This window comes from Sodalis sp. (in: enterobacteria), assembly GCF_051710625.1.
Lineage (GTDB): Bacteria > Pseudomonadota > Gammaproteobacteria > Enterobacterales > Enterobacteriaceae > JBPESN01.
The window spans coordinates 1-22,901 of the sequence record NZ_JBPESN010000016.1; the positions used below are offsets into that span (position 1 = coordinate 1).

At 54.3% G+C, this 22,901-nt stretch carries 19 protein-coding genes and 12 pseudogenes; 21 read left to right on the top strand and 10 right to left on the bottom strand.

What is annotated here, in order from left to right; genetic code table 11:
* A pseudogene (locus ACTBDU_RS06285) lies at nt 1–466 on the top strand (IS3 family transposase); the annotation flags it as partial.
* Nucleotides 467–988: 522 nt separating this feature from the next.
* Here the strand turns inward: ACTBDU_RS06285 and ompA are convergent.
* Both ompA and ACTBDU_RS06295 read right to left on the bottom strand, forming a co-directional pair.
* Nucleotides 989–2,059: a porin OmpA gene (ompA, locus tag ACTBDU_RS06290; protein WP_438805902.1), complete on the bottom strand. Its 1,071-nt coding sequence runs from the start codon at nt 2,057–2,059 to the stop codon at nt 989–991.
* Nucleotides 2,060–2,455: 396 nt separating this feature from the next.
* Nucleotides 2,456–2,566, bottom strand: a pseudogene (locus tag ACTBDU_RS06295) (SulA-like leucine-rich domain-containing protein); the annotation flags it as partial.
* 118 nt (nt 2,567–2,684) lie between these two features.
* Between ACTBDU_RS06295 and ACTBDU_RS06300 the strand changes: the two are divergent.
* From ACTBDU_RS06300 to ACTBDU_RS06330, 7 genes and pseudogenes are all read left to right on the top strand, one after another.
* A pseudogene (locus ACTBDU_RS06300) lies at nt 2,685–3,810 on the top strand (IS3 family transposase).
* 92 nt (nt 3,811–3,902) lie between these two features.
* On the top strand, nt 3,903–4,106 hold the full coding sequence (locus tag ACTBDU_RS06305) for a hypothetical protein (protein ID WP_438805903.1): 204 nt from the start codon (nt 3,903–3,905) through the stop codon (nt 4,104–4,106).
* A gap of 219 nt (nt 4,107–4,325) precedes the next feature.
* A complete protein-coding gene (locus tag ACTBDU_RS06310; RefSeq protein WP_438805932.1) occupies nt 4,326–4,490 on the top strand; it encodes a hypothetical protein in 165 nt (54 codons plus the stop codon).
* Nucleotides 4,491–4,626: 136 nt separating this feature from the next.
* A complete protein-coding gene (locus ACTBDU_RS06315; protein WP_438805904.1) occupies nt 4,627–4,839 on the top strand; it encodes a hypothetical protein in 213 nt (70 codons plus the stop codon).
* Between the two features lie 40 nt (nt 4,840–4,879).
* Entirely contained in the window at nt 4,880–4,969 is a 90-nt protein-coding gene (locus ACTBDU_RS06320; RefSeq protein WP_438805905.1) for a hypothetical protein, read from the top strand.
* A 74-nt stretch (nt 4,970–5,043) separates the two neighbouring features.
* Nucleotides 5,044–5,394 carry a Mor transcription activator family protein gene (locus tag ACTBDU_RS06325; protein WP_438805906.1) on the top strand — a complete coding sequence of 117 codons (351 nt, stop codon included), beginning with the start codon at nt 5,044–5,046 and terminating at the stop codon, nt 5,392–5,394.
* A gap of 109 nt (nt 5,395–5,503) precedes the next feature.
* Nucleotides 5,504–5,759: pseudogene (locus tag ACTBDU_RS06330) on the top strand (type 1 glutamine amidotransferase domain-containing protein); the annotation flags it as partial.
* A gap of 242 nt (nt 5,760–6,001) precedes the next feature.
* Here ACTBDU_RS06330 and ACTBDU_RS06335 read toward each other — a convergent pair.
* The 5 genes and pseudogenes from ACTBDU_RS06335 to ACTBDU_RS06355 all read right to left on the bottom strand — a co-directional run bounded on the left by ACTBDU_RS06335 (nt 6,002) and on the right by ACTBDU_RS06355 (nt 8,576).
* Nucleotides 6,002–6,160 carry a YqjK family protein gene (locus tag ACTBDU_RS06335; RefSeq protein WP_438805929.1) on the bottom strand — a complete coding sequence of 53 codons (159 nt, stop codon included), beginning with the start codon at nt 6,158–6,160 and terminating at the stop codon, nt 6,002–6,004.
* A gap of 218 nt (nt 6,161–6,378) precedes the next feature.
* Nucleotides 6,379–6,717: pseudogene (locus ACTBDU_RS06340) on the bottom strand (phage holin family protein); the annotation flags it as partial.
* A 50-nt stretch (nt 6,718–6,767) separates the two neighbouring features.
* Nucleotides 6,768–7,073, bottom strand: coding sequence for a DUF883 family protein (locus ACTBDU_RS06345; RefSeq protein WP_438805907.1), 306 nt, complete (start codon nt 7,071–7,073; stop codon nt 6,768–6,770).
* Nucleotides 7,074–7,555: 482 nt separating this feature from the next.
* Nucleotides 7,556–7,714, bottom strand: a complete 159-nt coding sequence (locus tag ACTBDU_RS06350; protein ID WP_438805908.1) for a hypothetical protein — start codon at nt 7,712–7,714, stop codon at nt 7,556–7,558.
* A gap of 190 nt (nt 7,715–7,904) precedes the next feature.
* A complete protein-coding gene (locus ACTBDU_RS06355; protein WP_438805909.1) occupies nt 7,905–8,576 on the bottom strand; it encodes a DedA family protein in 672 nt (223 codons plus the stop codon).
* Between the two features lie 946 nt (nt 8,577–9,522).
* Here ACTBDU_RS06355 and ACTBDU_RS06360 point away from each other — a divergent pair.
* The 5 genes and pseudogenes from ACTBDU_RS06360 to ACTBDU_RS06380 all read left to right on the top strand — a co-directional run bounded on the left by ACTBDU_RS06360 (nt 9,523) and on the right by ACTBDU_RS06380 (nt 11,799).
* Nucleotides 9,523–10,218, top strand: a complete 696-nt coding sequence (locus ACTBDU_RS06360) for a DUF969 domain-containing protein (RefSeq protein ID WP_438805910.1) — start codon at nt 9,523–9,525, stop codon at nt 10,216–10,218.
* Nucleotides 10,218–11,270 (top strand): pyridoxal-phosphate dependent enzyme, encoded by a 1,053-nt coding sequence (locus ACTBDU_RS06365; protein WP_438805911.1) that lies wholly within the window; start codon nt 10,218–10,220, stop codon nt 11,268–11,270. Before ACTBDU_RS06360 ends, ACTBDU_RS06365 begins: the two co-directional genes overlap by 1 nt.
* Nucleotides 11,270–11,332 (top strand): annotated as a pseudogene (locus ACTBDU_RS06370) (hypothetical protein); the annotation flags it as partial. The gene ACTBDU_RS06365 and the pseudogene ACTBDU_RS06370, both read left to right, overlap by 1 nt.
* Nucleotides 11,314–11,553 carry a hypothetical protein gene (locus ACTBDU_RS06375; protein WP_438805930.1) on the top strand — a complete coding sequence of 80 codons (240 nt, stop codon included), beginning with the start codon at nt 11,314–11,316 and terminating at the stop codon, nt 11,551–11,553. The pseudogene ACTBDU_RS06370 and the gene ACTBDU_RS06375, both read left to right, overlap by 19 nt.
* A gap of 39 nt (nt 11,554–11,592) precedes the next feature.
* Entirely contained in the window at nt 11,593–11,799 is a 207-nt protein-coding gene (locus ACTBDU_RS06380) for a hypothetical protein (RefSeq protein WP_438805912.1), read from the top strand.
* Nucleotides 11,800–11,881: 82 nt separating this feature from the next.
* On the opposite strand, the pseudogene ACTBDU_RS06385 reads toward ACTBDU_RS06380, so the two are convergent.
* Nucleotides 11,882–12,396, bottom strand: a pseudogene (locus ACTBDU_RS06385) (LysR family transcriptional regulator).
* A gap of 194 nt (nt 12,397–12,590) precedes the next feature.
* Here ACTBDU_RS06385 and ilvC point away from each other — a divergent pair.
* From ilvC to ACTBDU_RS06405, 4 genes and pseudogenes are all read left to right on the top strand, one after another.
* Nucleotides 12,591–13,876: pseudogene (gene ilvC / locus ACTBDU_RS06390) on the top strand (ketol-acid reductoisomerase).
* A gap of 186 nt (nt 13,877–14,062) precedes the next feature.
* Nucleotides 14,063–15,306 (top strand): annotated as a pseudogene (locus ACTBDU_RS06395) (UvrD-helicase domain-containing protein); the annotation flags it as partial.
* Nucleotides 15,278–15,538 carry a hypothetical protein gene (locus ACTBDU_RS06400; protein WP_438805913.1) on the top strand — a complete coding sequence of 87 codons (261 nt, stop codon included), beginning with the start codon at nt 15,278–15,280 and terminating at the stop codon, nt 15,536–15,538. The pseudogene ACTBDU_RS06395 and the gene ACTBDU_RS06400, both read left to right, overlap by 29 nt.
* Before the next feature lie 12 nt (nt 15,539–15,550).
* Nucleotides 15,551–16,105 carry a 3'-5' exonuclease gene (locus ACTBDU_RS06405; protein ID WP_438805914.1) on the top strand — a complete coding sequence of 185 codons (555 nt, stop codon included), beginning with the start codon at nt 15,551–15,553 and terminating at the stop codon, nt 16,103–16,105.
* Between the two features lie 382 nt (nt 16,106–16,487).
* Here the strand turns inward: ACTBDU_RS06405 and ACTBDU_RS06410 are convergent.
* A pseudogene (locus ACTBDU_RS06410) lies at nt 16,488–17,050 on the bottom strand (Ppx/GppA phosphatase family protein); the annotation flags it as partial.
* A gap of 7 nt (nt 17,051–17,057) precedes the next feature.
* A pseudogene (gene rhlB / locus ACTBDU_RS06415) lies at nt 17,058–18,276 on the bottom strand (ATP-dependent RNA helicase RhlB).
* Between the two features lie 117 nt (nt 18,277–18,393).
* Between rhlB and trxA the strand changes: the two are divergent.
* The 4 genes and pseudogenes from trxA (at nt 18,394) to wzzE (ending at nt 22,819) form a co-directional block, all read left to right on the top strand.
* Nucleotides 18,394–18,720, top strand: coding sequence for a thioredoxin TrxA (gene trxA / locus ACTBDU_RS06420; RefSeq protein ID WP_438805915.1), 327 nt, complete (start codon nt 18,394–18,396; stop codon nt 18,718–18,720).
* A 390-nt stretch (nt 18,721–19,110) separates the two neighbouring features.
* Nucleotides 19,111–20,370: a transcription termination factor Rho gene (gene rho / locus ACTBDU_RS06425; protein ID WP_438805916.1), complete on the top strand. Its 1,260-nt coding sequence runs from the start codon at nt 19,111–19,113 to the stop codon at nt 20,368–20,370.
* Between the two features lie 278 nt (nt 20,371–20,648).
* Nucleotides 20,649–21,740, top strand: a complete 1,092-nt coding sequence (gene wecA / locus ACTBDU_RS06430) for a UDP-N-acetylglucosamine--undecaprenyl-phosphate N-acetylglucosaminephosphotransferase (RefSeq protein ID WP_438805917.1) — start codon at nt 20,649–20,651, stop codon at nt 21,738–21,740.
* 18 nt (nt 21,741–21,758) lie between these two features.
* A pseudogene (gene wzzE / locus ACTBDU_RS06435) lies at nt 21,759–22,819 on the top strand (ECA polysaccharide chain length modulation protein).
* The last annotated feature ends 82 nt before the right edge of the window (nt 22,820–22,901 follow it).

The following is a 22,901-nucleotide window of genomic DNA, read 5'->3' on the forward strand; positions in this document are numbered from 1 at the left end:
GGAAACGCTGGGCATACCTTGCGGTTGTTCTTGATCTGTTCGCGAGGAAACCGGTGGGGTGGGCTATGTCGTTCTCCCCGGACAGCAGACTGACCATCAAAGCACTGGAAATGGCATGGGAAACGCGGTAAACCAGCCGGAGTGATGTTCCACAGCGATCAGGGTAGCCACTACGAGCAGGCAGTTCCGACAGTTGCTGTGGCGTTACCGGATCAAACAAAGCATAAGTCGGCGGGGTAACTGTTGGGATAACAGTCCGATGGAGCGCTTCTTCCGCAGCCTGAAGACAGAATGGGTGCCGACAAAGGGTTACAACTGCTTCAGCGAAGCAGATCATGAAATTACCGACTATATCGTGGGATATTACAGCGCACTCAGGCCGCATGAATATAACGGTGGGTTGCCACCAAACGAATCAAAAAATAGATACTGGAAAGACGCTAACGCGGTGGCCAGTTTTAATTGACCACTACAACATTGCCCTTTAATAGCACACCATTTATTTCTTTCGTAATGTAAAAACCGCCAGCCAATGTGAGCATAATCGCTCGAATCGTGAAAGAAGATGCACACCAGCTCAACGTGCGGGCGGGAGTGAAGAGGACGTAGGGACAGGGGGAAGAGATACTAACGGGGTGCGGGAAGGCAGTATAAGCTTGAAATTGGAATTAGAGTTGAAATCAGGCGCGAGATTGAGCTTAGGCTTTCCAATTGCGCTGATAATAGCGCGTGAAAATGGGTTGATGTGGTTGTTTTCGCTTTCCAGACCCTGATTACTGCCCTGTGTTTCAGGTACGCCGTTTGCCTTAGGTCTGAGGGCGTTCGGCGGATACTGTCTACTTTGCGTTTTTCTTATCGCCCTGGCATCAGCAGGGTAACCATATATGGGTCGTGCCAGGTGCGCTGTCCACCTGGCTTATCGGGGGGGGGTATTTATTTACAGACATAAAAAAACCCCGCCAGAGCGGGGTTATTTTGTCATGATAACTTAAGCCTGGGGCTGAGTTACCACGTCTTTGATGCCTTTCACTTCGATCTCTACACGACGATCCGGGGCCAGGCAGCTGATGACAGCAGCACGGCCTTTCATGCTGTTACAGGTGTTGCCGGTAACCGGGTTGGATTTACTCATACCGCGTGCGGAAATCTTGTCGGAAGGAATACCTTTGGAAACCATGTAGCTTACGACGCTCTGAGCGCGTTCCTGCGACAGTTTTTGGTTGTACTGCTCGGTACCGATACGGTCGGTATAGCCCAGAACGACGACAGAACCGTCTCTCGGATCCATCAAGCTCAGCTGGGAATACAGCTGATCTAGCGCCTGCTGACCTTCCGGTTTCAGGGTGGCTTTGTCGAAGTCGAACAGTACGTCAGACTTCAGGGTGAAGCGTTTGGTCTGAACAACCGGAGCCGGAGCTGGAGCCGGGGCAGCCACTTCATCCTGGCCGAAGCGGTAGGATACGCCGACGCTCAGCAAGGAGTTATCAGGACGGGCACCCACGGTACCGGCGTCGCCGATGTTGTTAACCCACTGGTAGTCCAGACGGGTGGCCCAATTTTTGGTCCAGGCATATTCCAGACCCACAACGGCCAGCGGCGAAACGCCGATATCATGGTCGCTTACTCGGCCGGCATTGCCGTTGTCGTAAGCACCTTTGGAATCAGCACGCCATACCATGCCGCCCAGACGGGTGTAGATCTCCAGGTCGTCGGTCAGCGGGTAGCTCAGCTTGGCTGCGAGGGAAATGCCCTGCGCTTTGAAAGCCCCGTTATTCACGCTGCCTTTATACGCCATACGGCCCAGCCAATCATAGCCCAGCTCGAAGCCCAGGTAAGGGTTCGCCTGATAGCCTAGAAAAGCACCCGCGCCCAACAGGTTATCACGGGTAGGACCGTTGCCGATACGGTTGTCAAAACCGTTACCGTAGAAACCGGTGTCGTGGTACTGGGACCAGCCCAGTTTGCCGCCGGTGTACCAAGTGTCGTCTTTCGGAGCGGCTTGCGCTACGGTCGCGAAACCTGCCAGTGCCACTGCAAGTGCGATAGCTGTCTTTTTCATTGTTTGCGCCTCGTTATCATCCAAATAGGCAATGAGCTTTTAAAGCTAATTTTAGAAATCTATTGCCGGCGTTCGTGCTCAGACTCTGTGCATCGCCATTAAAATAGCGTTATAGAGCAACCCCGGCGAATTAAAGTCTACAACGAAGTTGGAAACTTACAAGTAAGATGTAGTAAGCCGCTAATAAAAAAACAGCGTTTCAGGGCATCGCCATGGGAAAAAACGGGCTGAAAAAACGCTGTCGACAGGATGGAAAACGTACGCGAAGCCGCATATTCGCTGGATTTAACCCGTTGGGGAGGCGGTCATTCGGATCGACGGCCTGTCGACCTGAGAATAATCCTAATTTTACTTAATGATACAAAGTTGAATGAATTTTTAACCCTGAAAACTGTCCAGAATGACGCTGAAGTTGTTCGTTAGCAAGGCCTTTTCCATTGCCGCCACGGTATCGAACGCCGACGGTTGGCGCAACTGCACCACCTTTTGTAGCGGCAGGCCCGACTGTAGTGGCACACTGAATTTGGCCACCTGAACAGAGGTGATATGCTCACCTCAGAACAACACGGGTGCACCAATGAAAAGAAGAAATTTTAGTCCTGAATTCAAACGCGAATCCGCTTAACTGGTTGTCGACCAAAATCACACCGCCGCACAAACAGCAAAAGCCATGGACGTCGGCCATTTCTACGATGACGAAATGGGTAAAACAACTGTGTGATGAGCGACAGGGGAAAACGCCAAAAGCCTCTCCCATAACCCCGGAACAAATCAAAATACGTGAGCTCAAGAAAAAGGTACAACGCATTGAAATGGAAAATGAAATATTAAAAAAGGCTACAGCGCTCTTGATGTCAGACTCCCTGAACAGTTCTCGTTAATCGGGAAACTCAGAGCGCGTTATCCTGTGGCCACACTTTGCCACGTGTTCAGGGTTCATCGCAGCAGTTACAAATACTGGAAAAGTCGTCCTGACAGGTCAGACGGCAGGCGAACAGTATTGCGCAGTCAGGTTCATGAACTACACAGTATCAGCCATGGTGCAGCTGGCGCGAGAAGTATCGCCACCATGGCAACCCAGAGAGGCTTCCGGGTGGGACGCTGGCTCGCAGGCAGGCGCATGAAAGAGCTGGGGCTGGTCAGTTGTCAGCAGCCGACGACGCACAGGTATAAGCGTGGCGGTCAGGAGCATGTTGCGATCCCGAATTATCTTGAGCGCCAGTTCGCTGTAACGGAGCCAAACCAGGTATGGTGCGGCGATGTGACGTATATCTAGACCGGGAAACGCTGGGCATACCTTGCGGTTGTTCTTGATCTGTTCGTGAGGAAACCGGTGGGCTGGGCTATATTGTTCTCCCCGGACAGCAGACTGACCATCAAAGCACTGGAAATGGCATGGGAAACGCGTGGTAAACCAGCCCGGAGTGATGTTCCACAGCGATCAGGGTAGCCACTATACGAGCAGGCAGTTCCGACAGTTGCTGTGGCGTTACCGGATCAAACAAAGCATAAGTCGGCGGGGGAACTGTTGGGATAATAGCCCGATGGAGCGGTTCTTCCGCAGCCTGAAGACAGAATGGGTGCCGACAAAGGGTTACAACAGCTTCAGCGAAGCAGCTCATGAAATTACCGACTATATCGTGGGATATTACAGCGCACTCAGGCCGCATGAATATAACAGTGGGTTGCCACCAAACGAATCAGAAAATAGATACTGGGAAAACGCTAACGCGGTGGCCAGTTTTAGTTGACCACTACACTGTATGTGCGCCCTCACCCTAGGCACCACTAAAACAATCTTAAAGTTAGACGTCATTACGCCCTTTGAGCAAGAGGTCAGCGCATGAGGTATCAGGAAATAAAACATCTGCGCCGTCAGATTGAAAAACGCCTTAACCGCGCCATGCATCATCTGCAGGCAGACCATTCTGCCGCTGCGTATTGTAAATTTCAAAATGCCTTCGAGATATTGGCCAAACCCTTAGATAAGGAAAACACATTATGTGTATTACCTGCATCAGCTGCCATCAGGCAACCCGCCACCTGAATTTTACCCAAGCCAAGATCACCCAACAACCGGAAAGCTGCGAGTGGGGAATTGACCTACTATTGGCCTGTCCTCACTGCGGACAGCCGTATAGCACCTGGGTACTTAACTGGGATGTCGTGCCACTAAAACGTATCACAGAAAATTCACCGTTAACGCCCCACAATTTCAATAAACCCGCCGATTAACGAGGAGGACATCACCATCTGGATATTAATTTTGGTCATGTACGCCAGTCCTTATGCCAATAATGCTTTTTCTTCCCTGCACACACAGGAATTTGACACGGAAACCGCCTGTCAACAGGCCGCCAGACTGTTTGCGGAAAAATTTGAAACGTTCAAGGATATTGATGTCTGGGCAATTTGCGTGAGGAAGTCATAGCAGAAAATCGGCATATAAACCATTCAATTATATAATAACGATATTCATCCTATAATCCTTCAAACCCCGGAGGATTATTTTTTGCCCATAGCATAAGGAACCCTGACCTCAACCACGACGATAAAGGACGCCACCGATGACCCGACAAAAATACCTGCAGTTAATCCATATTGCTACCCACAATCTCAAGGTGGATGGCACGACTTACCGCCAGATGCTGCACAGGCTAACCGGGAAAACATCGGCAAAAGCTCTGAATATAGCTCAAACTGGCTCAGGTGTTAAACGCGCTGAAAGCCAAAGGCTTTCGTATCCAACCCCATCAGGCCAGTACAAAAAAGCAGACTGACCGTCCGCAAATCCAAAAAATGTAAGCCCTATGGCAGACAGTGGCTCGCGAGGGCATTGTCCGGGTTGCGTCAGCAACAGCCCTTACCCATTTTGTTAAACGGGAAACCGGTTGTGATTCGCCTTACTAACTGGATAGCGAACAGGCCGGTCAGGTTATCAAGAAACTCAAGCAGTGGCAAACACGTGTGGCGAGGGCAACATCATGCTAGAGAATACCCTTTGTAGCAAAGGGTTAGAGTTACTGGTCGAGCTGGCCGAGCACACCGCCCAGACTGTCAGGCAGATTATCGACGTTGACCCCGCCGTTGCCAGCCAGATGATGACGGTTTGGGGAGGGCAAAATGTCTATTTCCTGATGGGGCTGATATGGAAAGTCAGCCAGCGTGACCGGGAGATATTTGCTGACTTCAACAATTATAACCATCACGCGCTAGCGCGTAAATATAAAGTCTCGCTACAGTGGATTTACTCCGTGGTGAAGCGGGTTAAAAAAGAAGAGCTGGCTCGCATCCAGGGCAGTCTGTTTGAAGATGAAGATAAGCCGTCTGGATGACCGTTTCTTGTTTCGCATAGTGAAACTTAATTACCGTAACCTGTCCCAGGTAGACCCACATTTATCGCACGTTTCCCTTTTAAATATCTCACGTCCTATCACCCCGGCAGGGCCGCCGCTGGTGGAAGGCAAGAGCGTCACGGGTTTTAGCAACACCGAAAGAAGAGGATGTCGGGCTGACTCACGTCGTGCCGTTCCTGGTGGAGGATGAGCTTAAGGTGTTGGGCGGCCTTTATAGCAAGGGGGAAAACTGGGCGCCTTATGTTGTGAGCGATGGCCTGCTGATAACCGGCCAGAACCCGGCGTCATCCGCGTCAATGGCGGCCTTGTTGCTTAAGCGCCTGAACGCAAGAAAATCTGCATAAGGTCACGGCCGACCATGAGCCGCTTCCCTCCCGACCAGCGGTGGGGCACTACAAGGCCGTCAGGCGGCGCGCGCCGAAAGGCCGAATAAGCGGGTATAGCGTTTTGTTCCGGCCGGCATGGGGAAAAGCATGGCACGTCAGCCAATGCGGCAGCCTGCAAGGCCGTGGCGACAAGGTATGTAGCAGGGCAGGCAATAAAAAAGCGGCCATGGGCCGCTTTTGACGATGATTAAGCCCGTGGATTAGCGGCTTTCGAGCGCTTTGCGCACCATTTTGACCGCGCCCAAAATACCGACGCTGCGTTTAGCCCAGCGCCCCAGACGGCTGGGGTGGCGAACATTATATAACGCCAACCGGCTGGTACCGGCAATCAGGTAGCAACAAAGACTTAACACACGTATCCAGCGCCGATTTCAAGGAGCGACAGCAAGCTGCCACTGGCGACTTTGCACACCCAGCGCCTGCCGCTGCTGCTGGATTTGGCGTAACAGCAGCAACTTCTCGGCGTGTTTCGGTTTGCGTTCGCTCATTTTGCCCCCGCAATTCTGTCGCGCTGCTTATTTTTGACTTTTTCATCGTGCTTGCGTTCGGATTCTTCGTTCTTGATTTCATCCTGCAATTTTTCAAGGATGTTACGATCTACCTGCAGCTCCTCGCGCGTGGAGCCGAGCAACGAGGATTTTCGCGCTTTGGTCAAAGTCACCACCGCGCCGACGATCGCCAGCAACAGCAAAATGCCTGTCGTGGTGGCGATCGCCGTCAGTCGGTACTGCGGATCGATGGCCAGGATCACCAATACCAAGAGGCTCATCAGACCGAACGCGGCAAAAAGCAGCGTGATACCAGCCATTATCAGCATCTGAATGATATTAAATTTCTCTTCCTCCAGCTCCACGACGGCCAGGCGCAGTCGGGTCTCTACCATACCGACGACGATAGTAAGGATTCGCTGGGCGATATTGAATAAGCCATTACCCGGGCCCTAGTTTTGCTGTTTGATCATAATGATTAACGCCGTGTGATAATTGCACCGAGGATAAAGCCGACCACGGCGCCGACGCCAATGCCCGCCCAGGGATTTTCATGTACGTGTTCATCTGCCTTGGTCGCTACCACGCGCGTTTGCTCCGCCAAACGCTCGCAGCCATCGCCAAGACGACTGCGGGTATCCTTCAGCGCGCTCTCCGCTTCGGTACGCAATTTTTCAAACTCTGCTTTGGGCTTTTGTGCGGATCCACGCAGTACCTCTTCTAACGTGTCCGCCAGTGATTTCAATTCCGCACGTAAATGTTCTGAAGTGGCATCTTTGACCATTTTTAGACTCCTTTGAAGTTTTGGCATTGGGGCTGGTGTGAAAAATCCCTTGTCCCACCTTGCCAATCATTAATTATTTTAAACCCGGCGACGTCCGACGCTGGCTTGTCCGAAAACGCTCACAACGCCGTTAGCGCCTCCCGGCGACAGGGTCTGGGCATAAAACGCGGCCTGCAGCGGCGTAGCTCGGATTGATAGGTCACTGCACTGTGTGCGATAAAGCCAGGTCGTCATGCTAAACATCAGAAGCTCTTCTGATGTTTAGCGCTTAAGGTTAAGCGTAGCCCCGGATCCGCCAAAGGGCAAAAAAGTGGTAACAATTTTTTAGGGTTAATCCGGTTAGGGACGCGGCAGTCGGGCAAAGCCGCCGGATAGGCGATAGAGCAGCGGCGCCCCACCGCAGGGCGTGATGCCGAGGCGGGATAACCCGGCGCGCTCACCCCCAGGCGCTCCTCATCGGTGGACGGGCGCTAAAGCCACTGCTAGCCGCTGCAGCGGCGGCTTTTGAGTATCGCGTAACCTTCCGGCAGATGGTGCTGCAACACCAGCTGCGCCGCCTGCGCTTGTTCCGGGGTGTCCAAATGAATAATCATGCTGTCTTTGGCGGGGGTAATGCTTTTAACGTGGATGCCGCGATCCACAAGCAACTGATAGAGAAAAAGCCGTCCGGTAGCGATCCGCGCTCGCGGGCAACGGTAATTTGCAGAGTGCTGTCATCACGGCAGCATAGGGTCGGCAATAAAAGCGTCAGCGTCAGCGACACCAGCACGGCCACGGCCAGCAGACCGAGGCGAAAGTGCTTTATAAAGCCAACACAACCTGACTCTTTTATTATTCTTTATCCGAATCGGTAAGCCGTTTGCGGCGCCAGATGATGACCAGCGAACTCACCAGTCCTATTGTCAGAAGCGCCAGCGGCAGCAGCATCAGACATAGCATCAATTCCTCTTCATAACGCTGAAAGATGGGCGTTTTGCCGAGGATGAACCCCACCAGCGTCAAGATAAAAACCCACAGGAAGGCGCTGGTCCAATTGAAAAATTGGAAACGCGAACTGCTCAGGCCGGACAAGCCGGTAATGGTCGGCAGCAGCGTGCGTACAAACGCGATAAAGCGACCGATAAGCAAAGCCGACAACCCGTGGCGATGAAACATCCGGTGCGCCCGCTGATGGTAGTGCGCCGGCAAATGGGCCAGCCAGCTTTTCATCACCTTGTTGTTCTCCAGCCATTTCCCCTGTAGATAACTTATCCAACTGCCCAGGCTGGCGGCGACGGTTAGAAGCACCAGCACCAGAGGAAAATTCAGCGTCCCCTTGGCAATCAGCACGCCGAGCAATATCAATAAACTATCGCCGGGTAGAAAGGCGGCGGGCAAAAGGCCGTTTTCCAAAAAAACGATGACAAACACCAGAAAATAAATGGTCCAAACCAAACTTTGATCGGAAAGTGTTTTAAAATCCTGCTGCCAGAGGGCGTGCAACAGTTCCTTAAAAATATCCATTGTGTATTCTCAACCAATGACGGCATATTATGCTGCTGCCCGCCGCCGAGTCGGAAAAGTAGAAGCGGGTATATGAGCGTTGACGCTTCGGCGTGGTCGCTTATCAACCGCAAACGTTGGGTTTAACGCTTCCCTCTCCGCGCCGGAAAAACCCGTCCCTGTATTTGAAGCGAGGGATAAACCGCCCGTAATGCGACGGCTGGCGAACCGGCAAAAGTGTAAAAAAACCATTCATACTGTAACAAAAGCAAATCCATTGAAACAGTGAAGTATAGCCGAAAATGCCTCGCAATGAGTGCTTTTGACGTTAAAAATTCGTCCTGCAACATGAGTTTTACACCCGCTGACATAAACTCACGCTTACTGACTTTGCCTGCGGCCCCGCTGCACGCCCGGCGGCGAAAAAGAGCGGTGCCGGACCTTACGGCGCATGCGGTGCTGCCGAAGGCGAGAGAAGGCCAACAGGCCGGCGTCCGTGCACGGCTCGACACACCTCAGGTTAAGCGCGCCGCCGGCGAGTCCCCAGCCGACAAAACCTCCCTAGCCGGCAGAAGGCCAAGCTCGAATGCGCTGGCTTAAATTACATATTTGCAACGCTGTAGGCCCGCTAATTAGCATAAAATACCAGCGGTAACGATATTTATGCCGGCAGACTTTTTCGCTTGGGAGATAATTATCGCCGTGTCCGATCCTTGACGATAAAGCTAACCGCTTTCTCTTGGCGGCGATAATTTTGCGCTTCGCTATTTGTCACGTAGATTATGCTCTGATGCGGGTGCGCACTTTTTATTCTGTCAAATAAGGATCGGTAATTAAATATTTCAATATTCGCGCAAATAGCTTAGAAAGGATTTTACCCGCTGTTAGGGCTGGCCTGGGGAGGGCTATTTCTGAAGCTTACAATCTGCGGGTGAGGGAAATTCACACTACTTTTTGGGGTATCATTATGTGGCCTTCAATAGGCATTGTTATTCTCGGCTTTGCGTTGCATTTCAACCCATTGGTGGTCGTCACACTCGCGGGACTTATCACCGGGCTGACCAGCGGCCTGGATTTGCCGGCGGTGGTCAGCGATTTCGGTACCGCCTATGTGCAAAACCGGTATATGACGCTTATCTGGCTGGCACTACCGGTCATCGGCCTGCTGGAGCAAAACGGCCTGCGCGAGCAGTCGCAACGGCTGGTGATACGCATTCACACCGCTTCTCTATCGCGCATCCTGATATTGTATATGCTGATGCGGCAGTTGACCGCTGCGCTGGGCTTGACCGCGCTCGGCGGCCACACGCAGATGGTGCGTCCGCTGATGGCCCCGATGGCTGAGGGCGCGGCACGTAAACGTTTGGGAGATCTTCCCCAGGCGGAGCGGGAAAAAATCCGGGCGCACAGTGCGGCGGTCGATAATATCGGCGTCTTTCTTGGGGAAACCATATTTATCGCCATCGGCTCGATCTTATTAATGAAAGGATTTATGGAGCATAACGGTTATATTATTGAGCCGCTGCATTTCGCCGTATGGGCCATACCCACCGCCTTTTTCGCCTTTATCATTCATAGCTGCCGCGTGACATTCTACCAACGCGCACTTATCCGGCGCTATGCGGCGCAAAGCAAATCGCGGCCGTCCAAGGAGTATAAGTGATGACAATCCTGGACGCGCCTTATTTGTTGATGGGCATTATGTTTGCCACCACAGCAATAATTAACCTGCGTGATAGTTCAAATGCCAAACGCTGGAAAAGTGCCGGTTTTTGGGGTATCAATGCGATTATTTTTATTTTCGGCAGCTATTTACCGCCGTTGGCAAATGGAATACTGGTCATTGTCATGGTATTGCTCGCGGGGCTCGGCGGACTTGGTCGCAGCGGCAAACCTGAAACGTCCCTGGAGCAGCGAGAAGTACGCGCCAGCCGCTTTGGCAACCGGTTATTCATTCTGGCGTTGCTGATTCCGCTGGTGACGCTGCTCGGCACCTTTGCCTTCAAAAGCCTGACCTGGAACAGCGCGCTGCTGATACCCGCCGGATCCTCCGCGCTGGCGGCGCTGGGTTTGGGGATTATTGTCGCGTTTTTCGCGGCGCTGGTGATGCTGCATGAGACGCCCGCCAGCGCAATGCACGAGGGCCGAGGTTTACTGGACGCCATTTGTGGGGTGGCAATCGCCGGGCAGGGGACGCTGGCGATCGAGCTGTTGCAGCAAGACGCCCATCTGGACCGCATATTCGTGCCGGTGGGCGGCGGCGGTCTGGCGGCGGGCGTGGCGGTGCTGATAAAGCATCTGATGCCGCAAATCAAAATCATCGGCGTCGAAGCGGAAGAGTCCGCCTGGCTGGCGGCGGCGCTGCAAGCCGGCGCGGCAGTGGATTTACCGCGGGGCGGTCTGTTTGCCGAGGGGGTAGCAGTAAGGCGTATCGGCGATGAAACCTTCCGTCTTTGCAGCGATTACCTTGATGATGTAGTCACCGTGGACAGCGACTCGATTTGCGCGGCGGTAAAAGATTTGTTTGAGGATGTACAGGCGATTGCCGAACCCTCCGGCACGCTGGCGCTGGCGGGGATGAAAAGATATATCCAACAACAACACGGCATCCGCGATGAGCGTCTGGCGCACGTACTGTCCGGCGCTAACGTCAATTTTCACGGCCTGCCTATGTCTCGGAGCGCTGCGAGCTGGGCGAGCAGCGCTAGGCGCTGATGGCGGTGACCATTCCGAAAAGGAAGGGCAGTTTTCTCACTTTCTGCGAGCTCCTGGGCGCTCGGCCGGTAACGGAGTTCAATTACCGCTACAGCGAAGCGATGCCGACAACGCCTGTATTTTCGTCGGCGTCAGGCTGACCCGCGGGCGCGAGGAGCGCGGGGAAATCCTGGCGGAGATAGTTGCCGGCGGCTATCAGATGGCGGATCTGTCCGACGACGAGATGGCCAAGCTGCACGTCCGCTATGTGGTGGGTGGGCGACCGTCAAAACCGCTGCGTTAGTGTTTATACAGCTTTGAGTTCCCCGAATCCCCGGGCGTATTGCTTAAATTTCTCTACACGCTGGGCACGCGCTGGAATATCACTTTATTCCACTACCGTAGTCACGGCACGGATTTTGGCCGGGTCTTGGCGGGCTTTGAACTGGCGGAACCTGAGCCGGAGTTCGATCATTACCTGTCGGCATTAAGCTATGGATGCCACGATGTCACCGCCAATCCGGCGTTTCGTTTGTTCCTGGCGGATTAACCGCTTTGGCGGCCGGGGCGAGTGCATTTTTTGGCGCCGATCAGCGTTTCAGCAGTTGCCAGAAGGCGTCGATCAGCGGTTCCTATAGCCGCTTTCTTTGCGCGCAAACCCCGAGCGCCAGCGGCGCGACCCGGGTGCCATGCTCCAGCAGGGTTATGCGGCTGCGCACCGGCTCCGGCGAATTGTTTATCACCACCGACGGGATCAGCGTGATGCCGCAGCCCAGTGCCACCATCGATACAATCGCCTCATTAGCGGCAACGGTAGCGTAAATCAGCGGATTGCTGATATGGTTGCTGCGAAACCACAGTTTAATACGCCTGCGCGCCGGACCGTGCTCCGGCAGTATAAATAAAGTGTGCGACCAGTCAGGCTGCGGGGTCTTCACACGGGCGCGAACTCTTTAAGTTGCTGGCCGGCGTCGGTCAATTGCACCGTGCGGTTGCCGCGTAGAAAAAGCGTCTGCCCGACGTCCTTTTCCAAGCGCTGAATCTGGCGCGTCAAGCTCGACGGGCTGACGTGCATCGCCTTGGCGCTACGGCCGAAATGGCGGCTTTCCGCCAGGTGGCGAAACAACTTAAGGTCGCGGATATCCATGAACTCGCCCCGAGAGTGAATGAACCCACCGTCACACATTGCCGGCAAGGTGTATTGCTGATTCTGCGAGATCAGATTGTTAATATATCAATTTAAGCAATGCTTTTCCTGCTTTATAGTGGTCGCCAGAGAAGAATTTTGTCCGCGGGCGAACGCCTGCGGTAAGCCCTAATACCCGATGATGAAGTTGCTTCATGGCTAACTATTTCAATATTTTAAACCTGCGTCAACAGTTGGCGCAGTTAGGTAAATGTCGTCTCATGAGCCGGGATGAATTCCTCGATGACGCGGATTACTTAAAAGGCAAAAAAGTGGTGATCATTGGCTGTGGCGCCCAAGGCTTGAACCAAGGGCTGAATATGCGCAACTCCGGACTAGATATTGCTTACGCGCTGCGTAAAGAAGCCATTGCCAAGAAACGTCCCTCCTGGCGCAAGGCGCCCGAAAACGGTTTCCGCGTCGGCACCTATGAAGAGCTGGTGCCGGAAGCAGACCTGGTGGTCAAACTGACCCCGGACAAGCAACATTCCGCCGTGGTGCAGGCGGTACAACCGCTAATGAAGCAAGGCGCCGCGTTGGGCTATTCCCACGGCTTCAACATCGTTGAAGTGGGCGAGCAAATTTGTCGCGACATCACCGTTATCATGGTGGCGCCGAAATGTCCGGGTACCGAGGTGCGTGAAGAGTACAAGCGCGGCTTCGGCGTGCCGACCCTTATTGCCGTGCATCCAGAAAACGATCCGAAGGGTGTGGGCATGACGCTGGCCAAAGCCTGGGCGGCCGCGACCGGCGGCCATCGCGCGGGGGTGCTGGAATCCCCTTTCGTCGCTAAGGTCAAGTCGGATCTGATAAGCGAGCAGACCATTCTGTGCGGCATGCTGCAGGCCGGCTCGCTGCTGTGCTTCGACAAAATGGTTGCCGATGGCGTCAACCCGGCCTATGCCGGCAAACTGATTCAATTCGGCTGGGAAACCACCACCGAAGCGCTGAAACAGGGCGCCATCACGCTGATGATGGACCGGCTGTCCAACAGCGCAAAATTGCGCGCTTATGCGTTGTCCGAGCAGCTCAAGCAACTGATGCAGCCGCTGTTTGAAACACATATGGACGATATCATCACCGGCGCCTTTTCCAGCGGCATTATCGCCGAGTCGGCCTATTACGAATCGCTGCACGAATTGCCGCTCATCGCCAACACTAGTCGCGCGCAAGTGTTTGTATGAAATGAACGTGGTCATTTCTGACACCACCGAGTACGGTAACTATCTGTTCGCCAATGCCGCCGTGCCGTTGCTGAAAGACGCGTTTATGGGCAATCTGCAGGCGGGCGATCTGGGTAAACCGGTGGCCGACGGTGAAATCGATAATGCGCGTCTACGCGATGTTTAATGAGGCTATCCGCCAGCATCCGATTGAAATCGTGGGCGCCGAACTGCGTGGCTACATGAAGGATATGAAACGCATCGCGGTCGCGAACTGACCGGCGGGAGGGTCATCCCGACGGGTGACGCTCCATTCAAACTTCAGCCCCGCCGTCCGGCGGGTTTTTTTGCCCGCCGCGAGGATAAACCCCGGTGCCGCTTTCTGCCACAATCCCTCTCCGTTCTCCGCCACTGTTTTTGCCTGGGATTCATGTATGCGCCTTAATCCAAGCCAACAGCAAGCCGTCGAATTCGTCACCGGACCCTGCCTGGTGCTGGCCGGCGCCGGCTCGGGCAAGACGCGGGTTATCACCAATAAAATCACCCATCTGATCCGCGGTTGCGGCTATCAGGCGCGGCATATCGCGGCGGTAACGTTTACCAATAAAGCCTCCAGGGAGATGAAGGAGCGGGTGGCGCAAACGCTCGGTCGTGCAGAAGCGCGCAGGCTGACCGTCGCCACGTTCCATACGCTCGGACTGGCTATCATCAAGCGCGAATATAAGGCGCTGGGCATGAAAGCCAAATTCTCGCTATTTGATGAGCAAGACCAACTGGCGCTGCTAAAGGATCTTTCCGAGCCGTGGCTGGAAGGGGACAAAGACCTGCTCAAGTCGCTGACCTCCGCCATTTCCAACTGGAAGAACGATCTGCTGTCGCCGCCGCCCGTTCCGAACAGGATAAGTTGCTCGCCCATTGCTATGCGCTCTATGACGACCATCTTATCGCCTGCAATGTGTTAGATTTCAATGATTTGATTCTACTGCCGACCCAGCTGTTGCAGCGCGACGAGGCGGTGCGCGAGCGCTGGCAAAACCGGCTGCGCTATTTGCTGGTGGATGAGTATCAGGATACCAATACCAGCCAGTATGAACTGGTGGAGCTGCTGGTAGGGCCGCGAGGCCGTTTCAACGTGGTGGGCAACGACGATCAATCAATCTATTCCTGGCGCGGCGCGCGGCCACAAAATCTGGCGTTGCTGCAACAAGATTTCCCGACGCTTGCGGTTATCAACCTGGAGCAGAATTATCGCTCCACCGAGCGCATCCTGAATGCCGCCAATATTCTTATCGCCAACAATCTACATGTCTTTGAAAAGCATTTTTTTTCCCGCCTGGGCTATGGCGACATCCTGAAAGTCATCACCGCCAACAATGAAGATCACGAGGCTGAGCGGGTGGTGGGGGAGCTGATCGCCTACCACTTCATCAACAAGACCCGTTATCGGGATTACGCCATTTTGTATCGCGGCAATCACCAGTTGCGGATGTTTAAAAAGATGCTGATGCAAAACCGCATTCCTTATCGCATCTCCGGCGGGACGTCGTTTTTTTCACGGCCGGAGATTAAGGACCTGCTCGCCTATCTGCGCGTGCTGACCAATCCCGATGACGATAGCGCATTTTTGCGGATAGTGAACCACGCCACGCCGGGAGATAGGCGCGGCGACGCTGGCCAAATTGGGCACCTGGGCGACGCAGCGCGATAAAAGCTTGCTTACCGCCAGTTTTGATTTGGGCCTCGGGCAAACGCTCAGCGGCCGCGGCCTGGAGTCGCTGCAACAGTTTACCCATTGGCTGGACGGCGTCGCCCGTCAGGTGGAGCGAGAGCCGGCGGCCGCAGTGCGTGAACTTATCCACGGCATCGACTATGAAAGCTGGCTCTATGAAAGTTCCATTAGTCCGAAAGCGGCGGAAATGAGGATGAAAAATGTCAATTAACTGTTCAGTTGGATGACCAAAATGCTTACCGGTTCCGATCTGAATGAGGCGATGACGCTGGATCAGGTGCTCACCCGTTTCACCCTGCACGATATGATGGAACGTGGCGAGAGCGAGGAGGAACTCAATCAGGTGCAGTTGATGACGTTGCATGCCCCCAAGGGGCTGGAGTTTTCCTATGTGTTCCTGGTCGGCATGGAAGAGGAGTTATTGCCGCATCAAAGCAGTATCGATGAGAATAATATCGAAGAGGAGCGCCGGCTGGCTTATGTCGGCATTACCCGCGCGCAAAAGGAATTAACCTTCACCCTGTGCCGCGAGCAGCGTCAATACGGTGAGTTGGTCAAGCCAGAGCCGAGCCGCTTCCTGCTTGAATTGCCTCAGCACGATGTGCAATGGGAGCAGATACGCAAATCGGTTAGCGCCGAGGAACGCATGAGCCACGGCCAGGGGCATCTGGCGAGTTTGCGCGCCCAATTGGCAGGGCGACTAACTTTCCCCACTCTGAGCGGGTACGCGGTTCGGCGGGCGGCACCCTCAGGGCGCTTCCTGCGGCAGAACGGTTGACGGTGAGGGGAGAGCCGGCGGCTCAATGTCGGGGCATCTCAAGCGGCAGGCGCCGTCAATGGCAAGGCGGCCTTCGCCGGCTCAGACTTGCGGCGTTTCTTCCAGCAATAGGGCCAGTGGACATAACTCTGCCATTGGCTTTCTTGCTTAAGGTACTCCGCCCGCAGCTGGATGCTGGCTCAACCAGCCCTGGGGCAAGATGACATGCAATCTCACTTCCGCGGCGCGCAGCTCTACTGCGGGTAATGCGTCGTCGCGGCGGCGGCTGGCAAAGATGATCGCCAGCCGGGTCACCCGCTGCGCCTGTTCGGTATCCAACTGGTAACGGCGCTGCAGATTTTCCAGGGTACTCTGGCGGATATCGCCGCCGACCGGCAGCGCCAGCAGAATCGCCAGCCCGCTCGAAGTTTTCCCAGGTCAGGCTGCGATCGTTAAAATAGCGCTCAAGCCAGGTGACGCAGCCCATTTCCAGACTGAACAGCGCCAGCGCCTGCGCGCCGCGCCCCGCAACCAGTTCGGTGCTGCCGCCGCTGTCCACGACCAGACGCTCATCGGAACCGCCGGTGGTATGGGGGACGCCCTGATAGACAAGCAGGGCTTCTTCTTCGCCGGAAATGACCTGCACCGGGCAGCCCAGAATGGCACTGGCCGGGCCGAGAAACTCCGCCGCGTTGGTGGCCAACCGCAGGGTGGCGGTGGCAACCACGCGTACCTGGGGGGGGGGGTATCCTGCAAATGTTCGGCAAACAGGCGCAGGCACTGCCAGCCCCGCTGCATCGTGTCGCGGGTCAGCCGGTTATCGCCGTTAAGTCCGGCGGCCAGCTGCAGTTTACGCTTGATACGCGCCAGCGTCTGAAGGGTGCCGGCCACCTCACGCACGACCAACATATGAAAGCCATTGGAACCTAGGTTAATGGCGGCATAGAGAGAGGTGGCGCTTATCATCTGTGTTTCAGCCAGGATGTTTACGGTTATGTCGCGGTGCGCCGCTGCGGTGGCGGGTCAACCGTTTCGGCGCGGGCAGGTCGGTCAGTAGCGCGTCGCTGTCATATTTACTGACGGGGATCTGATGGCCAATATAGCTTTCAATGGCGGTAAGATTCAACGCATATTTTTTGCATGCCAGGCTGATGGAGCAATCGCTCTCGCCGGCGCGTCCGGTGCGGCCGATGCGGTGCACATAATCTTCGCAGTCGTCGGGCAAATCGTAGTTGAATACATGGGTCACGGAAGGAATATGCAGTCCGCGGGCGGCCACGTCCGTCGCCACCAGAATATCCAGGGCGCCCTGGGTAAACTCTTCCAAAATGCGCAGGCGCCGTTTCTGCGAAACATCGCCGGTCAGCAGTCCGACGCGATGACCGTCAGCGGCCAGATGGCCCCAGATATCTTCACGGCGGTGCTTGGCATTGGCGAAAATGATACACCGGTCGGGCCATTCTTCCTCAATAAGCGTCTGCAGCAGCCGTATTTTTTCTTCGTTGGAAGGGTAAAACAGTTCTTCTTGTATGCGGTGACCCGTTTTTTGCAGCGGTTCCACTTCGACATATTCGGCGTTATTCATATGCTCGAAGGCCAGTTCACGCACCCGATAGGAGAGCGTGGCGGAGAACAGTATATTCAGCCGTCCGGCGGATATCCTTGATGAAACCAAGGTCGAACATTTCGTCGGCTTCGTCCAGCACCACGACCTGTATGGCGCCCATATTGACGTAGTTTTGTTTGGTATAATTAATCAGCCTGCCGGTCGTGCCCACCAGGATATCAACCCCGGCTTCCAGCACTTTCAACTGCTTATCATAACCATCGCCGCCGTAGGCCAGCCCCATTTTTAGGCCGGTCGCCTGGGCTAATGGTTCAGCATCGGAATGGATTTACACCGCCAGCTCGCGGGTGGGCGCCATGATCAGCGTGCGAGGCTAATTGGTTTGACGTCCCTCGGCGGTAGGGTGGGTAAGTAGATGATGAAAAGTGGCCGTTAAGAAGGCCAGCGTTTTGCCGGTACCGGTTTGCGCCTGGCCCGCGACGTCTTTGCCTGCAAGCGTAATGGATAAAGTCGGCGCTTGAATGGGCGTACAATTGTTAAAGCATTTAGAATCAAGTACTTCAACGATTAGCGGGTGCAGGGCGAAGTCGGAAAACTTCTTTTCTGTTGAGTGTGTTTTGCTCATAGCGTGGTAGAATACCGGTTAACTATTGCATTACGAAAGTGTATACAGTGAAATAAAGTCAACCTGTTGTTGGGCATTGCTGCAGCGGCAGGTAACGATAATCTTGCGGAGTAAAACATGAGCGATAAAATTATTCATCTAAGTGGCGATAGCTTCGAAAAGGACGTATTACAAACCAAAGGGCTATTTCTGGTCGATTTCTGGGCAGAATGGTGTGGTCCTTGTAAAATGATTGCGCCTATTCTGGCAGAAGTCGCTGATGAATTCGACGGCAAACTGACCATAGCTAAATTGAACATCGACGATAATCCGGCCACTGCACCGAAGTATGGTATCCGCAGCATTCCAACCCTGTTGTTGTTCCGCGATGGTGAAGTGGTAGCCACCAAGGTTGGCGCCCTGTCCAAAGGACAGTTGAAAGAGTTCCTTAACGCAAATCTGTAAGCGGTATTGCGAATCTTCCTCTGGGCGCTGGCGTTCATAAGCATTTCTCATATTGACCGCTAGACGCCCATCAAAAACCATGCTAAGTTTATGTCCACTGCACTGTGATCTTACCTGTAGTTTGAATCTGAGCTTTACTCTTTGCCCGCACCCCGTTGTAAGAAAGCACCAAACGTGACCAACGAGGCGTCAGGCAGGCGGGATTTAAATTAATCCGTTGTTCGGCACTCTTAATCTCAGTCTTCTTGTTGTTCATATTGCATGAGTTGCTGTTCATCAGCCCAAACGGGATATACCGGGATTAAATGCCATAGACAGGCACGATTTTACGCTGCCATACCATCCACAAAATCAGTTCGAGATATACCCCGAGTTTAAGAACTCACCATTATGAACCTTACCGAATTAAAAAATACGCCGGTTTCAGAGCTAGTGACCCTCGGCGAAAATATGGAGCTGGAAAACCTGGCCCGCATGCGTAAACAAGACATCATCTTCGCCATCCTCAAGCAGCATGCCAAGAGCGGCGAGGATATCTTCGGCGATGGCGTACTGGAAATTTTGCAGGACGGATTCGGTTTTCTCCGGTCCAGCGACAGTTCCTACCTTGCCGGCCCCGATGATATCTATGTTTCTCCCAGCCAGATCCGCCGTTTCAACCTGCGTACCGGCGACACCATTTCCGGCAAGATCCGCCCGCCGAAAGAGGGCGAGCGTTACTTTGCGCTGCTGAAGGTTAACGAGGTTAACTATGACAAGCCGGAAAACGCCCGCAACAAGATTTTGTTTGAAAACCTGACGCCGCTGCACGCCAATTCGCGTTTGTGCATGGAGCGCGGCAACGGTTCTACCGAAGACCTGACCGCGCGCGTTCTGGATCTGGCCTCGCCTATCGGCAGCGGTCAGCGTGGGCTTATCGTGGCGCCGCCGAAAGCCGGTAAGACCATGCTGCTGCAAAATATTGCCCAAAGCATCGCCTATAACTATCCCGACTGTGTGCTGATGGTGCTGCTGATTGACGAACGTCCGGAAGAAGTAACCGAAATGCAGCGTCTGGTGAAAGGCGAAGTGATCGCCTCGACCTTTGACGAGCCGGCGTCCCGCCATGTTCAGGTCGCCGAAATGGTGATTGAAAAAGCCAAGCGCCTGGTTGAACATAAGAAAGACGTTATTATCCTGCTGGACTCCATTACTCGCCTGGCGCGTGCCTATAACACCGTAGCGCCTGCTTCCGGCAAGGTATTGACCGGTGGTGTGGACGCCAACGCCCTGCATCGTCCCAAGCGTTTCTTCGGCGCCGCGCGCAATATGGAAGAAGGCGGCAGCCTGACCATCATCGCTACCGCGCTTATCGACACCGGCTCGAAGATGGACGAGGTGATTTACGAAGAGTTCAAGGGAACGGGCAACATGGAACTGCACCTGTCGCGTAAAATCGCCGAGAAACGCGTCTTCCCTGCGATCGATTACAACCGCTCGGGGACCCGTAAAGAAGAATTGCTCACCACTCAGGAAGAGCTACAGAAAATGTGGATCCTGCGCAAAATCATTCATCCCATGGGTGAGATCGATGCAATGGAATTCCTGATGAACAAGTTGGCGATGACCAAAACCAACGACGAATTCTTTGACATGATGAAACGTTCGTAAGTCACAAAAACTCGGGTAGCGCCACGTAAGAACGTGGCGTTTTTTGTTTCTGATGCTAGGATAGTCACATCTTTGGTGTGCCCGGTTACAAGCTTTCAGCCTGTCCGGGCGATTTAGATCTTATCTGCACGCCTGATGGAGATTCGGGTGGAAAATAAAGAGATAACGAAAACCCTATTTCGTTGCCACAAAACTCAGTGACGGGTAAGGCATCGGAGTTAAGGCGTAAACTATGGTGGCGCATTGAACGGCCTGATGAATGCAGAGAGCTTTCTATTGTGAACATACTCAATATGAGTACTGATTTTGTTGCTATTTTTCTATTTTCTTTGCTCTTTTTGTTTTTAGCGCGCAAGGTTGCTAAAAAAATAGGCCTGGTTGACAAGCCCAACTACCGCAAACGCCATCAGGGGCAGATCCCCCTGGTCGGCGGCATTTCCATTTATGCCGGCATCTGTTTCGCCTTTTTCTATACTGATCATTATATTCCCTATGTCGCGCTGTATCTCATGTGCGCGGGCGTCCTGGTAGTGACCGGCGCACTTGACGATCGATTTGATATCAGCGTGGCGGCGCGCGCGATTATCCAGGCCTTGGTCGCGGTGGCGATGATGGTGTTCAGCGGCCGCTATATCAATAGCCTGGGCTATATCTTCGGGCCGTGGGAGATGGTGCTGGGCCCTTTTGGCTATCTGGTGACGCTGTTTGCCGTCTGGGCGGCGATCAACGCTTTCAATATGGTGGACGGCATTGACGGACTGCTGGGCGGGCTTTTCTGCGTGTCCCTCGGCGCGATGGGTATCCTGCTTTCGCTTGATAATAATCTCGGCCTAGCGCTGTGGTGCTTTGCCATGATTGCCGCCATTTTGCCCTATATTTTACTGAATTTGGGGGTTTTCAGCCGGCACTATAAAGTATTTATGGGCGATGCCGGCAGCACCATGATTGGCTTTACCATCATCTGGCTGCTGCTGCAAAGCACTCAGGGCTGGGGGCATCCGATGAATCCCGTGACCGCGCTGTGGATTATCGCCGTGCCGCTGATGGATATGATAGCCATCATGTATCGCCGGATGCGCAAAGGCATAAGCCCGTTTGCGCCGGACAGGCAGCATATCCACCATCTCATCATGCGCGCAGGTTTCAGCTCGCGCCAGGCGTTTATCATTATCACGCTTACCGCCACGCTGTTAGCGTTTTTCGGCGTGGCGGGAGAGCGTTGGCTGCGCTGGCCGGAGTCGGTCATGCTGTTGCTGTGGATCGGGGTGTTTTTGTTGTATGGCTACGTACTGAAATGCGCCTGGCGGGTTGCCCGCTTCGTCAAGCGGACCAAGCGACGGCTCAGCCAATATAAAAAAGCACCACCTTAAACGGAAATTTGGGGCGAAATGACACTTGCAAGCTCACCATCTTCCGCCGGGCGGGAACAGCCTATCGCCAATGAACTGGACTTGCGCGGCCTGCTGTGTGCCCTGTGGCGCGGCAAACTCACCGTTATCGTCTGTGCTGTCGTGTTTGCACTGGGCGCTTTGATTTACTCCCTGGTGGTGCGCCAGGAGTGGACCGCCATCGCCATTACCGACAAACCTACGGTGAATGTGCTGGGCGGCTACTTCTCCCAGCAGCAGTTTCTGCGCAACCTGGATGTGAAAAATACCGCGCTGCCGACCACCGACACTCTTTCGATTGCCGACGAGGCCTATCAGGAGTTTTTGCGCCAGCTCGCTTCCTATGATACCCGGCGGGATTTCTGGGGCTCGCCAGCCTCAAAAAAGGCGACGTTCATGCCGACGCGGTGCTGCTGGATGAATTGATAAACGCCATTCAGTTCCTGCACCGCGACAACGTGAAAAAGCTGCCGGACAGCGCGCGGCTGGTGGCGGAAACCGCGCCAGACGCCAATCAACTGTTGCGGCGCTATGTGGATTTCGCCAACCAGCGTGCGGCTAACCACCTCAATGAGGACGTTGTAGCCGCCTGAGCTGCACGCACCGTCTCGCTCAAGGCGCAGGTAAAACGGCAGGAGGCAGTGGCCGCGGCGGTTTACCATCTCGAGCAGCTACACCTTAATCAGGCGCTGAAACTGGCGCACGCGCAGGGCGTCGATCGCAGCCGGACCGATGTCGCCGCCGATAGTTTGCCTCAATCCGAACTGTTCCTGCTGGGCCATCCGCTGTTACAGGCACGTTTGGACGCTCTGCAGGCGGCCGGGGCGGCCTATGATACCGATTACGACCAAAACCGCGCGATGTTGACTATCCTCAATGTAGGGCCGGTATTGAACAAGAGCTTCAAGACCTACCGTTATTTACGGACCCCTGAAGAGCCGGTAAAACGCGATGAGCCACGCCGCCTATTCCTGCTTATTCTGTGGGGCGCCGTTGGTACGTTGATCGGTGCGGGAGTCCTGCTGGCGCGCCGTCTCGTTAATGCCGCTGACAGGCATTAAACTGTCGGAATAAACCGCTGCCGTTAGCCGCGGGGCCCACCGAATTCTACGCCGTAGCCGGCTTTGCTCAGAATGAAGGGAA